Raw genomic sequence first — 11,968 nt, forward strand, 5'->3', positions numbered from 1 at the left:
TCATCCCGCCGCCGCGACCTTCTCCCCGCAGGCGGGGAGAAGGGACTATATGGGCCGACTTCGTCAACATGACCGCACATTTTCAGGGCATCCCCTCACCCCGCGTGCGGGGGAGCACTACCGCTCCTCCGATAACGCCTTCTTGTCGAGCCCGAACTTCTGCATCTTCTCGTAGAGCGTCTTGCGTGAAATGCCGAGCGACTCGTAGACGGGCTTCAACGCGCCGCCATGGGCCGCGAGAGCGCTGGCGATGACGCTCTTTTCGAAGGCGGCCACCTTGTCGGCCAGGCGCCGGCCGTTCGCCGATGCAAGCACTTCTTCGCGTTCGGCTTCGAGCCCGAGGACCAGACGCTCTGCGGCATTGCGCAACTCGCGCACGTTGCCGGGCCACTCGCGTGCGGCCATTTCCGAAGCGAGCGCGGGCGAGACGACGATGTCGTCCCGGCCGTAGCGAGCGGCGGATTCGCGGACGAGCTGCATGAAGAGCAGGGAGATATCGGAACGGCGCTGCGAAAGCGTCGGCACTCTCAAGGTTGCGACGTTCAACCGGTAAAGCAGGTCGGCACGAAAGCGGCCGCTTGCTACCTCGCGTTCCAGGTCGACCTTGCTGGTCGCGATGAAACGAACATCGAGCGGTACGGTCTCGTTCGAGCCGAGGCGCGTTATGACCCGCTCCTGCAGCACGCGAAGGAATTTCGCCTGGAGATCGAAAGGCATGGAGCCGATCTCGTCGAGCAGGATGGTGCCGCCGCGGCCATGCTCGAATTTGCCGTAGCGCGGCCTGAGCGCTCCGGGGAATGCGCCCGGTTCGTGCCCGAAGAGCTCGCTTTCGATCAGGTTTTCGGGAAGAGCGGCGCAATTGATGGCGATGAACGGGCCGCTCGCGCGGCTGCTCAAATCGTGGAGCGCGCGGGCGACGACTTCTTTTCCAACTCCCGTTTCGCCGATGATCAGCGTATCGGCGTCGGAGGCGCCGATCGCCCTGATGCGGTAGCGCAGGTCGACCATTGCCTGGCTTCGCCCGGGCAGCCGCTGTTCTATGTCGTCGCGTTTGCCCGCAACGGCCCGCAGGCGGCGGTTCTCGAGCACGAGACCACGCCAATCGAGCGCGCGGCGAATGGTGCCGGCAAGCATCTGGGCGGTGAAGGGCTTTTCGACGAAATCATAGGCGCCCTCGCGCATCGCCCGGACCGCCAGCTGCACATCGCCGTGTCCGGTCACCAGGATCACCGGCAGTTCGGCATCGATCTCGCGGATGCGCTGCAGAAAGGTCATTCCGTCCATTCCGGGCATGCGGATATCGCTGATGACGACGCCGTGGAAGCTGAAGGCGATGCGTTCGAGCGCATGCTCGGCGCTGGCAAACGTATCCACCCGGAAGCCGGCGAGTTCCAGCGCCTGAGCGCTGGAGCGACGCAGTTCCTCTTCATCGTCGACGAGCAGGATGCGGGTTTCGCTCATTCAGCTGCCTCCCGCCCGGTTTCTCCGGCAACGGCAAGCTCGATACGAAACACCGCGCCACCCTCCGGATGGTTCGACACGGTGAGGCTTCCTCCGAAATCCTTGATGATGTTGTAGGAAATGGACAGGCCGAGGCCGAGGCCTCTTCCCACGCCCTTGGTCGTGTAGAACGGATCGAAGATGCGTTCCGCAACTGCCGGAGCAACGCCCGCGCCGCGATCGCGCACCGTCAGCACGACCCTGCCGCCTTCGCGCCAGGCGCGCACGGAAAGCTTGCGATCGTCAAGTCCTTCGACGGCGTCGGCGGCGTTCGAGATCACGTTGACGAGCACCTGCTGCAAGCGGACCGAACCGGCGAGGACCGCCAGCTCATCGCCGAGATCGGTATCCATTTCGGCGTCTGCCGCTTTCAACCGGACTGCCACGATTTCCAGCGTGTCGCGCATCACCTCGTCGAGACGGACCGGGCCGAGCTTTTCATTGGGTTTTCGCGCAAAATTGCGCAGGTGACGGCTGATCGAGGCCATACGGTCGATCAAGCCCGAAATCCGCCGGACATTGTCGCTCGCCTCGGCCGTGCGGCCACGCTCGATGAGCAGCGCGGCGCTGTGGGCATAGGTCTTGGCGGCGGCGAGGGGCTGGTTGAATTCGTGAGACAGGGCAGCGGACATCTGCCCGAGGCCGGCGAGTTTGCCCGCCTGGATGAGATCGGCCTGGGTCTGGCGCAACTGCTGCTCGGTGAGCCGCCGTTCGGCGATCTCCGCTTCGATCTGCGAATTGACGCGTGCAAGATCCGCCGTGCGCTCCTCGACGCGGCGCTCGAGTTCCTCCTGCGCCTGCTCCTGCATCAGAATGCGTTCCCTGAGCCTTGCGCGCCGTTGGATGATGATCGCGATCGCCAGGCCGGCGAGGCAAAGGAGCAGCATGACGGCTGCAACCGTGGTCAGGGCCTGGGTCCGCACGGATGCCGTGTCCGTAAGAACGTTCACGGTCCAATCCGCCTCCGGCATATAATGCGAGAGGGCCAGATATTCCCGCTCGCTGCCCTCGGACACCTTTAGCAATCGATGTCCGGAAAGCTCGCTTTGTACGACCGGCAGGGGGCGGAGCGTGGCGTCCGCATAGCGCCGCGACCCCTCCGTCCGGGCAAGCCGGTCAGGCGTCAGCGGTAGGATCCCGGCATAGAGCCATGCAGGATTGCCGCTCATGAAGATGATGCCTTCGGGGTCGGAGACGAAGATCCGGTATTCGCCACCCTGCCAGGAGGCTTCGATGGTTTCGATATCCACCTTGAACACGATCACGCCGCGGATGTCCCCTCCGACGCGGACCGGCGCACCGAAATAGTAACCGCGCTTCAGCGATGTCGTGCCGAGAGCATAGAAGCGGGACTGGTTCCCCTTGAGTGCATCCTGAAAATAAGGGCGGTAACTGAAATTCTCGCCGACAAAGCTCGTCGGTCCATCGTAATTGCTGGCGGCGATCGTGTTGCCGTCCGGTGTGATGACGTAGATGTCGGAAGACTTGAGGAGTTCGTTGATCTCCTTGAGATACGAATTGACGGCCCCGCGCAGCCGCCGGTCGCGCGGACGCGTGACCAGTTCCTTGACGTCATCATGGTCGGCGATCAGCGCGGGCAGGGCCTGATAGCGGTTCAGGTGGCCGCTAAGGGCCGCAACCGCCAGCCGCAGAGCCGTGTTCGCCTGCGACGAGGCCTCCTGCATATAGCTGCGCGTGGCGACGGCGGTTCCCTGGACGGCGATCAATCCTGCGGCTGCCGGCAGGAGAAGGAGGGCAAGAACGAGACGGTATTTCACGGGATGGCCGGGCTCCTCCTCCCGCTCGCGGTGTTGGCCGCAGGATCGAATGTTGCCGGCCGCCGCGATGCTAAATGGCGCTCTGACGCGTGGCAAGCTGCCATGCAGGCAGTCCTCTCCGGTCTGTGGTCGTAATTGTTAACGGTCATCCTGTCGTGTCAACATCCCATTGACAATCCGTTCTTTTGCAACGGTCTTTCGCTCTCGGCGTCCAGAGAGCATCTAACCGACATCAACGCACCCCGCAAAGCGCGGGCAGAAAGGAAGCGGATCATGCTTGACCAGATCAAAGGCCTGCATCACGTAACGTCGATGGCGAACGACGCCCGCACGAACAACCGGTTCTTCACCGATACGCTCGGCCTGCGCCGCGTCAAGAAGACGGTGAACTTCGACTCGCCGGACGTCTACCATCTCTACTATGGCGACGAGACCGGCACCCCCGGCACGGTGATGACCTATTTTCCCTTTCCGCAGATGCCGCGCGGCCGCGCGGGCACCGGAGAGGTCGGGACGACCGTCTTCTCAATCCCGCGGGGCTCGCTCGGCTTCTGGCAGGAGCGCCTGGCGACACTCGGTGCGAGCGGTCTCAAGCAGACGGAAAGCTTTGGCGAAAAGCGCCTGAACTTTGCCGGTCCGGACGGCGACGGCTTCGCTCTCGTCGAGGCCGAGGATGACCCGCGTACGCCCTGGACCGAAGGCGGCATCTCCTTGGATCACGCCATTCGCGGCTTCCACTCGGTCGCCATGCGGCTACGCGACGAAGGCGCGACTGCGGAACTGCTGAAGTTCATGGGTTACGAGGAACTCGACCGCAAGGACGGCGTAACCAGGCTGATCGTGCCCGGCGGCAACGGCGCGAGCCTCGTCGATCTGGAGACGCTGCCAAACATCAGCCGCGCCGCACAGGGTGCCGGCTCGGTTCACCACGTCGCATTCGCCGTCGACAACCGCGAGAAGCAGTTGGAGGTGCGCAAGGCGCTGATGGACACCGGCTACCACGTGACACCGGTGATCGACCGGGACTATTTCTGGGCGATCTATTTCCGCACGCCCGGCGGCGTTCTCTTCGAGATCGCCACGAACGAGCCCGGTTTCGACCGGGACGAGGACATCGCGCATCTGGGAGAGGCGCTGAAGCTGCCGCAGCAACACAAGCATCTGCGCCCGGTTCTCGAAAGCCATTTGCAGAAGCTGGACGCCTAGCGGCCAGCACCCTGTAAGCTCCTTCCGCTGGCGCAGGAAGGAGTGCACTTCTTTAGATAGAAGAAGTGTTCGCAACCACGCGCGCACAAAGGAGAAATCGATGGTCGATCATGGCTATGTGCACACATTGAAATCCGGCAGGTCCGGCGGTCCGATCCTTTTCGTACTTCACGGGACGGGCGGCGACGAGAACCAGTTTTTCGGCTTCGGGGCGCAGCTCCTGCCGGAGGCCACCGTTGTGTCGCCGCGGGGCGACGTATCGGAACACGGGGCCGCCCGCTTCTTCCGGCGAACGGGCGAGGGCGTTTACGACATGGCGGACCTCGCGCGTGCGACGGAGAAGATGGCGGGTTTCGTGAAGGCGCTCGCTGGCGAACACGACGCCTCGGAGATTGTCGGTCTCGGCTATTCCAACGGTGCCAACATTCTCGCGAATGTACTGATCGAAGAGGGCCTCTTCGACAAGGCTGTGCTCATGCATCCGCTGATCCCGTTCCGTCCGGAGGACAATCCCGCGCTCGCCGGCCGCAAGATCCTGATTACGGCCGGAGAACGCGACCCGATCTGCCCGGCCCCGCTGACACGGGCGCTCGAGGACTACTTCACGAAGCAGAAGGCGAAGGTGGAATTCGAGTGGCATTCCGGCGGCCACGACATCCGCCAGAACGAGATCGCCGCCATCGAAGCGTTCGTTAAAGGCTGACAGCATAAGGGCTGGCGGCGCGGTACCTTGAAAAGAGACGGGGATTGAACTAAGTTCAGTGAACTAAGTTCGATTACGAGGACCCCGATGGAAACCGTCAACATTCACGAAGCGAAAACCCACTTATCGCGACTGATCGAGAAGGCGGCGCAGGGGCAGCCCTTTATCATTGCAAAAGCGGGAAAGCCGATGGTGAAGGTGATCCCGATCGATCAGCCTTCCGATGCGAAAGTGCAGCGGATCGGCTTCATGGCGGGTCAGTTTACGGTACCGGACGACTTCGATCAGATGGGCCGTGACGAGGTTGCAGATCTTTTTGGCGCATGAATATTCTTTTTGATACGCACATTCTCCTCTGGGCGGCCGGTGTACCCGGCCGCTTGTCGAAAGAGGCCCGCGCTCTTATCGAAAGCTCCGAGAATACGCTTTACTTCAGTGCGGCGAGCGTGTGGGAGATCGCGATCAAGCGTGGCTTGGGGCGGATGGACTTCGATGCCGATCCACGGCTCCTGCGTCGAGGTTTGCTGGACAATGGTTACCGGGAACTGCGGGTCGACGGCACCCATGCGGTGGCGCTTGATCAACTCCCCCTGATCCACAAGGACCCATTCGACCGCATTCTCATCGCGCAGTCTCTCGTCGAAGGACTTACGCTCGTCACGTCCGATGAAGTCGTCAGCCGCTACCGCGGTCCTATCCGGCTTGTTTAGTCTTCATTCGAGCCGCCTGCGGAACAGCCACGCGGCGCAGGAGAGGGTGACGATCGCGATCAGGCAAAGCGGCAGCGTCTGGTGGACGACTTCGGCAAGGGGAATGTCCTTTAGAAACACACCTTTCACGATCACCAGGAAATAGCGCAGCGGATTGATCAGCGTCACTGGCTGCAGCCAGGAGGGCATGTTTTCGATCGGCGTCGCGAAGCCGGATAGCAGCATAGCCGGGACCATGAAGAGGAAGGCCCCGAGGATTGCCTGCTGCTGCGTCATGGACAGCGCCGAGATGAAGAGACCGAGGCCGACGACGGCGGCGAGATAGAAGATGGCGCTCCCATAGAGCAGGAACAGAGAGCCGCGCAGCGGCACGCCGAAGATGAAGACCGCGGCAAGGATATAGATGGTGATGTGGAAGAGGCCGATCATCATCGGCGGGATGAGCTTGCCGAGCAGGATCTCATGGGTGCGCAACGGTGACACGATGAGCTGGTCGAAAGTGCCGAGCTCCCGCTCGCGCGCGACCGACAGCGCCGTGACGATAAGCCCGATCAGGAGAGCGATGCTCGCGACCAGGTTCGGCACCATGAACCATTGGTAGGTGAGGTTCGGATTGAACCAGTTGCGGACCTCGACCCGGATCGTCTCGGAGGCCGCACGCCTGCCCGCCGGCGTTTCGGCCGCGACGGCGCCGACGATTCGGCCGAGATAGCCGGAGACGATCTGCGACGCGTTGGAACGCCGGCCGTCGAGGATCATCTGCACTTCCGCCGGTCTCCCCGCCTCGATATCGCGGGAGAAGGTGGGGCCGATCTCCAGTGCGGCCAGGACTCGCTGGGTATCGATCGCGAGGCGGACCTCGTGAGGGCTGCTCGCGAGCTCTATCGAGCGAAAGGTCGGAGAGCCGCCGATCTGCTGCACGAGTTCCTGGCTCCATTGGCCGCTGTCACGGTTGAGCACCATGAGATCGACGTCAGTTACCTCGAGCGTCGCCGCATAGGAGAAGACCAGGAGCTGGATGATCGGCGGGCCGATCAAAACGGTGCGGCCCTTCGGATCGCGCAGGACCGCGAGCAGCTCCTTGACGATCAGGGCTTTCAGCCGCGTCCACCACATGTCAGCCGATCCTCTTTCTGGTGCTGCGCGCCGCCAGCGCGAAGAACATGCAGCCGATCAGGAACATCACCGTGATGGCGCGTGCGAACATCGGCCAGATATCGCCGGCGAGAAACACTGTCTGCAGACTGGGAATGAGGTAGCGCGCCGGGACGGCATAGGTGACCCATTGGATGACGGTGGGCATGGAATTGATCTCGAAGAGGAAGCCGGACAGCAGGAAGGCCGGGAGGAAGGCCGAGATCAGCGCGAGCTGCGAAGCGAGAAACTGGTTCTTCGTCGCGGCCGAGATCAGCAGCCCTTGTCCGAGCGCCGGCATCAGGAAGGTGGCCGAAAGGGCGTAGAGCGCCGCCACCGATCCCCGGAAGGGGACATCGAAAAGAAAGACCGCCACAAGCACGCAAAGCGTCATCGACGTAAGGCCGAGGACGAAGTAGGGCAGCAGCTTGCCGGCGAGCAGCTCGGCGGCGGAGACGGGCGTCGCCATCATCGCCTCCATCGTGCCGCGCTCCCATTCGCGGGCGACGACGAGCGAGGTGAGCAGCGTGCCGACCAGCGTCATCACGATCGCGATCGAGCCCGGAACCAGGAAGTTGCGGCTTGTCAGCTGCGGGTTGAACCAGAAGCGCTGTTCGGCGGAGATCGCCGGAGGCGGGCTCCGGCCCTCGCTCAAGCGCTGGCGCTCCCAATTGGCAACAGCACCCTGTGCATAGTTCTGCACGAAATTGGCGGTGTTCGGATCGGAGCCGTCGACGATCACCTGGACCGACGGATGGCGCCCCGCCGCGTGGTCGGCGGCAAAGCCGGCGGGGATCACGAGGATGCCGCGCACCCGTCCGAGGACAAGGTCGTCCTCAAATTCCCTGCGGTCGCGTCCGGTGACGACGGAAAAGTAGCGCGATGCCTCGAAGCTGGCAGCGAGATCGCGCGTGAGCGGGGTCGCCTCCTCGACCACGAGGGCGACGCGCGTGCGCGTCGTATCGAGCGACACGCCATAACCGAAGAGGAAGAGCAGGACCAATGGCAGGACGAAGGCGATCAGGATACTGCTCGGATCGCGTACGACCTGATAGGTTTCCTTGCGCACCAGGGCGGCAAAACGCCGGGCCCGGCCCGCGGGTTCGTACGCTTTCGCCATTTTCCTCTCGGCGTTCATGCAGCCTCCTTCGCCTCGGAGCCTTGAACGAGCGCGATGAACGCGTCCTCCATGGTCGGGTCGGGGAGATCCTTGCTTGCGACACGGGCCTTCATGTCGTCCGGCGAGCCGAGTGCGATCGAGCGGCCGCGATAGATGAGTGAAATGCGGTCGCAATATTCCGCCTCATCCATGAAATGCGTGGTGACGAGCACGGTCACGCCCTTTTCGACAAGGCCGTTGATATGGGTCCAGAACTCGCGCCGGGTGATTGGATCGACGCCGGAGGTCGGTTCGTCCAGGAAAAGCACTTCCGGTTCATGGAGCACGGCACAGGCAAGCGCCAGACGCTGCTTGAGACCGAGCGGCAGGTCCTTGGCCGACATGTCGAGGATCGTGCGGAAGTCGAAGATTTCGCTCATCAGAGCGATGCGTTCGCGTTTTCTCGCGCCGGACAGCCCGTAGACGCCGGCAAAGAAATTGAAGTTCTGGATGACGCTCAAATCACCGTAGAGAGAGAATTTCTGCGCCATGTAACCCAGCCGATTGCGCGCCTCGGGGGCGTTGCGCCTGAGGTCGAAGCCGGCGACGCGGCCTTCGCCGGCGGTCGGCTTCAGGAGGCCGCAAAGCATTTTGAACGTCGTCGACTTGCCGGCGCCGTTGGGGCCGAGGAGGCCGAAAATCTCGCCGCGTGGAATATCGAAGGTGATGTTGTCGGCGGCGGTAAAGTCGCCGAAGCGTTTCGTCAGACCCCGCGCCTCGATCACGGGTCTGCCGGCGTCTTCGGCGAACTCGCGCTGTGTTTCCGCAAGCCTCGACCGGCCGCCGGGACCTCCGCCGAGCATATCGACGAAAGCGTCCTCGAAGCGGGGCGGGGTGATCGCTGCGTGAGCGGCATCGGCCGTGTCGCCGAGCGGCGGTGAAAGACCCTGCTTCATGACGAGACGTATGGCTTCGCCCTGGATCACGCCGTCGACCACGCCTTGCTCTTCGACGAGGCGCGCAAGCGCTTCGCGGCGGCGGCCGCGGATGCCGGAGAGGCGAAAGACGCGGTCCTCGACGCGGCCGGTCATCTCCGCCGGCGGGCCGGAAAACATGAGCCTCCCCTGATTGAGCAGGAAAACATGGTCGCAGGCTTCCGCCTCTTCGAGATAGGCGGTCGACCAGACGACGGCGATGCCCTCCGCCCTCAGATTTCCGACCATCTTCCAGAGGTCGCGCCGCGAAATCGGATCGACGCCGACGCCGGGCTCGTCGAGAAGCAGGAGCCGCGGCTTGCGCAGGAGCGCGCAGGCGAGGCCGAGCTTCTGTTTCATTCCGCCGGAGAGCTTGCCGGCAAGCCGCGTCGTGAAGCGGGCAAGATCGGTGAAGTCGAGCAACTCGCCGAAGGTCCGGCTGCGCTCGGTCTTCGGCAGGCCGCGCAGATCGGCGTAGAGGTCGAGGTTCTCCTGGACCGACAGGTCTTCATAGAGTCCGAAGCGCTGCGGCATATAGCCGATTGCCGCCTGGATACTGGCGGGATCCCTCCGGGTATCGTAGCCGAGCACTTCTATGGTGCCTGCATCCGGCAGCATCAGGCCGGTCATCAGCCGGATCAGCGTCGTTTTGCCTGCGCCATCCGGACCGACGAGACCGGTTACCCATCCGCCGAAGATTTCACCCGCAACTGCGTCGAGCGCCGGGGGCGCGGTACCGAACCGCTTGGTGACGGCGTTCAGCCGAACGAACGGGGCCGTACCGGGCTCCGTTGCGGGGGCGGGCATCAGGAAGCCTCCTTCGCTTCCGGCAGGTGCACGGTGACCGGCATGCCCTGGCGAAGATCCTTGCCCGGATTGGCGATCACGATGCGCAGCCTGTAGACGAGATCGGTTCTGAGCTCGGGTGTCTCAACCGATTTAGGCGTGAACTCGGCGACCGGGGATACGAAGCCGACGGTTCCCTCATAGTTGCGATCGGGCGCGGTGTCGGAGGTGATCGTCACCTTCATTCCCGGATGCACACGGCCGAGGTCGGGCTCTGCGACATAGGCGCGGACCCAGACCGGTTCCGTCAGCGAAAGCACGTAGACGATATCGGCGGGCGAGACGATCGCGCCGGTTTCACGCACGCGGGATATGATGACGCCGTCGCTCGGGGCGGCAAGTTGGGTGTCATCGAGCGAGATGCGGGCGCTCTCGGCCTTTGCCGTCGCGGCATTCGCCTGGGCCGCTGCTGCCGCTATGTCCTCGGCGCGATTTCCCTCTTCGAGAAGCACCAAAGCCTCGCGGGCCGACCTTGCGCGTGCGTCCGCCGCTGCACGGCTGGCGTTTGCCTGGTCGAGCTCCGCCTGCGAGATCGTGCCGTTCGGACGCAGCTGCTTTGCGCGTTCATAGGCGAGCTTCGCATTCTCAAGCTCCGCAAGGCGTTCTTCATGCGTGGCGCTCGCCTGGGCGATTTCGGCTGCGCGGGCGCCGGCCTTGAGTTTTGCCAGCGTCGCCCGGGCAGCCTCGGCGTCCGCTTCGGCGGCACCGAGTGCCTGGCGGAACGGCTCGGCGTCGAGCCTCGCGATCACGTCGCCTGCCTTCACGCTATCGCCCTCGTCGACGCGCAACTCAGCGATCCGCCCGCTCACCCGAAAGCCAAGCGACACCTGCCGAATGTCAACATTGCCGTAGAGCACCGCCTGCCGCGGCTCACCCGCAAAGCCGAGGCGCGCCGGCAGGTCGAACCACCAGGCACCGGCGAGAGCTGCGGCGACGATTGCAACGAGTATGGCGACCTTCCTCATGACCGGCGGTCCCTCTCGGCACCGAGCACCGCCACGAGTTCGGCGGCATGGCGGTGCAATGTCTCGATCTCCTTCGGTCCGGCAGATTCCCATTCGAGCTGGGCATAGACGGCTGCATGCGCCATTCGAAACACCAGAACGCTTCCGACGAAGGAGAGCGTTCTCAGACGAATGTGCTCCGAAGCCGGGTCGTCCCCGATGATCGCGCCGATCAGCCGGCTCGCCATGTCGATCATCGGCCCCATGATGCTGCCGTAGATGCGTTTGAATGCTTCGGTCGGCTCCATCTGCTCGCGAATGATGAAGCGTGCCCAGCTTTCCGATTCCTTGCTGACGAAGAGAGCGATCATCCTCTGGACCATCTGGGTCAGGAAACGCCGCGCCTCCATCGGCGTCATCGCAGCGCCTTCGGCATCGAGTTCGGCAAGGCGGGAGAGGATCATGCTCCGCAGGTCGCCGACATGGCCGCCGATCATCGACGCAAGGTGCTCGGCGGCGGCTACATAAAGCCCTTCCTTGCCGCCGAAATAATAGGGAATCGCCTGGAGATTGACGCCCGCTGCATCGGCGAGCTTTCGCGTGGTCGCGCCATCGAAGCCATAGCGTCCGAAGACGTCGATGGCCGTGTTGAGCAGCTTCTCCCGCGTCGCGTCGCCGCGGTCGGCTCGGAGCACAGTGGGGCGGTTTCCATCCTTGATCATGCATCGATGATGCGCCAATCAATCGACTAAGTCAATCGATCGAATGAAATGAAGTGACTGTCTTGCAACGCCATGTTTCCTTTGATCCTAGCCGATCAATGGACAAAAACGTGCAGCAGTTCGAAAGGCTACAACGACCTTTGCGCGTCTTATAAGAGGCGCGGCGCTGTAGGAAACTTTTCGGATGAGTGCAATCTCTCCTCTCATCCCTTATGTGGACGGCTTCCCCTTGCAAGTGTTTTTTGCAGATTTTTTGATCGGATCGCTTGCTTCCATATGTTCGGCCTTTCGGTGTGGCCGCACAGGGCCACTGGCCAAGATGGTTTCCGCAACGCCTGTGCCAAACAGTGCA

General features: G+C 63.1%; 11 protein-coding genes. 4 read left to right on the forward strand and 7 right to left on the reverse strand.

Annotation, left to right across the window (positions count from 1 at the left end):
* Window positions 1-117: 117 nt before the first annotated feature.
* Both ACFHWW_RS16765 and ACFHWW_RS16770 read right to left on the reverse strand, forming a co-directional pair.
* On the reverse strand, window positions 118-1,461 hold the full coding sequence (locus tag ACFHWW_RS16765; RefSeq protein ID WP_379939372.1) for a sigma-54-dependent transcriptional regulator: 1,344 nt from the start codon (window positions 1,459-1,461) through the stop codon (window positions 118-120).
* Entirely contained in the window at window positions 1,458-3,278 is a 1,821-nt protein-coding gene (locus ACFHWW_RS16770) for an ATP-binding protein (protein WP_379939374.1), read from the reverse strand. The genes ACFHWW_RS16765 and ACFHWW_RS16770 overlap by 4 nt, the downstream gene beginning before the upstream one ends.
* A gap of 273 nt (window positions 3,279-3,551) precedes the next feature.
* Between ACFHWW_RS16770 and ACFHWW_RS16775 the strand changes: the two genes are divergently transcribed.
* The 4 genes from ACFHWW_RS16775 (at window position 3,552) to ACFHWW_RS16790 (ending at window position 5,897) form a co-directional block, all read left to right on the forward strand.
* A complete protein-coding gene (locus ACFHWW_RS16775; protein ID WP_324763644.1) occupies window positions 3,552-4,484 on the forward strand; it encodes a VOC family protein in 933 nt (310 codons plus the stop codon).
* A 100-nt stretch (window positions 4,485-4,584) separates the two neighbouring features.
* Window positions 4,585-5,187 (forward strand): alpha/beta hydrolase, encoded by a 603-nt coding sequence (locus ACFHWW_RS16780; protein ID WP_379939376.1) that lies wholly within the window; start codon window positions 4,585-4,587, stop codon window positions 5,185-5,187.
* 87 nt (window positions 5,188-5,274) lie between these two features.
* On the forward strand, window positions 5,275-5,514 hold the full coding sequence (locus ACFHWW_RS16785) for a type II toxin-antitoxin system Phd/YefM family antitoxin (RefSeq protein ID WP_100670198.1): 240 nt from the start codon (window positions 5,275-5,277) through the stop codon (window positions 5,512-5,514).
* Window positions 5,511-5,897 carry a type II toxin-antitoxin system VapC family toxin gene (locus ACFHWW_RS16790; RefSeq protein ID WP_324763645.1) on the forward strand — a complete coding sequence of 129 codons (387 nt, stop codon included), beginning with the start codon at window positions 5,511-5,513 and terminating at the stop codon, window positions 5,895-5,897. The genes ACFHWW_RS16785 and ACFHWW_RS16790 overlap by 4 nt, the downstream gene beginning before the upstream one ends.
* A gap of 3 nt (window positions 5,898-5,900) precedes the next feature.
* Here the strand turns inward: ACFHWW_RS16790 and ACFHWW_RS16795 are convergent, their stop codons facing one another.
* The 5 genes from ACFHWW_RS16795 to ACFHWW_RS16815 are packed head-to-tail and all read right to left on the reverse strand — an operon-like array spanning window position 5,901 to window position 11,616.
* Window positions 5,901-7,013 carry an ABC transporter permease gene (locus ACFHWW_RS16795; RefSeq protein ID WP_379939379.1) on the reverse strand — a complete coding sequence of 371 codons (1,113 nt, stop codon included), beginning with the start codon at window positions 7,011-7,013 and terminating at the stop codon, window positions 5,901-5,903.
* 1 nt (window position 7,014) lies between these two features.
* Window positions 7,015-8,169, reverse strand: a complete 1,155-nt coding sequence (locus ACFHWW_RS16800; protein WP_018098437.1) for an ABC transporter permease — start codon at window positions 8,167-8,169, stop codon at window positions 7,015-7,017.
* Window positions 8,166-9,911, reverse strand: a complete 1,746-nt coding sequence (locus tag ACFHWW_RS16805) for an ATP-binding cassette domain-containing protein (RefSeq protein WP_379939381.1) — start codon at window positions 9,909-9,911, stop codon at window positions 8,166-8,168. Before ACFHWW_RS16805 ends, ACFHWW_RS16800 begins: the two co-directional genes overlap by 4 nt.
* Window positions 9,911-10,915 (reverse strand): secretion protein HlyD, encoded by a 1,005-nt coding sequence (hlyD, locus tag ACFHWW_RS16810; protein WP_100670202.1) that lies wholly within the window; start codon window positions 10,913-10,915, stop codon window positions 9,911-9,913. The genes ACFHWW_RS16805 and hlyD overlap by 1 nt, the downstream gene beginning before the upstream one ends.
* The gene (locus tag ACFHWW_RS16815) at window positions 10,912-11,616 is read right to left on the reverse strand and encodes a CerR family C-terminal domain-containing protein (RefSeq protein ID WP_100670203.1); all 705 of its coding nucleotides are present in this window, start codon (window positions 11,614-11,616) and stop codon (window positions 10,912-10,914) included. Before ACFHWW_RS16815 ends, hlyD begins: the two co-directional genes overlap by 4 nt.
* Between the last annotated feature and the right edge of the window lie 352 nt (window positions 11,617-11,968).

Origin of the sequence: Sinorhizobium sp. P24N7, from assembly GCF_042436655.1 — a bacterium.
GTDB classification, from domain to species: Bacteria; Pseudomonadota; Alphaproteobacteria; order Rhizobiales; family Rhizobiaceae; genus Sinorhizobium; species Sinorhizobium meliloti_A.

Excerpts from the sequence above, each read along its gene's own strand:
- ACFHWW_RS16765 (WP_379939372.1), bottom strand. The coding sequence starts at position 1,461 with ATGAGCGAAACCCGCATCCTGCTCGTCGACGATGAAGAGGAACTGCGT.
- ACFHWW_RS16775 (WP_324763644.1), top strand. The coding sequence starts at position 3,552 with ATGCTTGACCAGATCAAAGGCCTGCATCACGTAACGTCGATGGCGAAC.
- ACFHWW_RS16780 (WP_379939376.1), top strand. The coding sequence starts at position 4,585 with ATGGTCGATCATGGCTATGTGCACACATTGAAATCCGGCAGGTCCGGC.
- ACFHWW_RS16785 (WP_100670198.1), top strand. The coding sequence starts at position 5,275 with ATGGAAACCGTCAACATTCACGAAGCGAAAACCCACTTATCGCGACTG.
- ACFHWW_RS16790 (WP_324763645.1), top strand. The coding sequence starts at position 5,511 with ATGAATATTCTTTTTGATACGCACATTCTCCTCTGGGCGGCCGGTGTA.
- ACFHWW_RS16795 (WP_379939379.1), bottom strand. The coding sequence starts at position 7,013 with ATGTGGTGGACGCGGCTGAAAGCCCTGATCGTCAAGGAGCTGCTCGCG.
- ACFHWW_RS16800 (WP_018098437.1), bottom strand. The coding sequence starts at position 8,169 with ATGAACGCCGAGAGGAAAATGGCGAAAGCGTACGAACCCGCGGGCCGG.
- ACFHWW_RS16805 (WP_379939381.1), bottom strand. The coding sequence starts at position 9,911 with ATGCCCGCCCCCGCAACGGAGCCCGGTACGGCCCCGTTCGTTCGGCTG.
- hlyD (WP_100670202.1), bottom strand. The coding sequence starts at position 10,915 with ATGAGGAAGGTCGCCATACTCGTTGCAATCGTCGCCGCAGCTCTCGCC.
- ACFHWW_RS16815 (WP_100670203.1), bottom strand. The coding sequence starts at position 11,616 with ATGATCAAGGATGGAAACCGCCCCACTGTGCTCCGAGCCGACCGCGGC.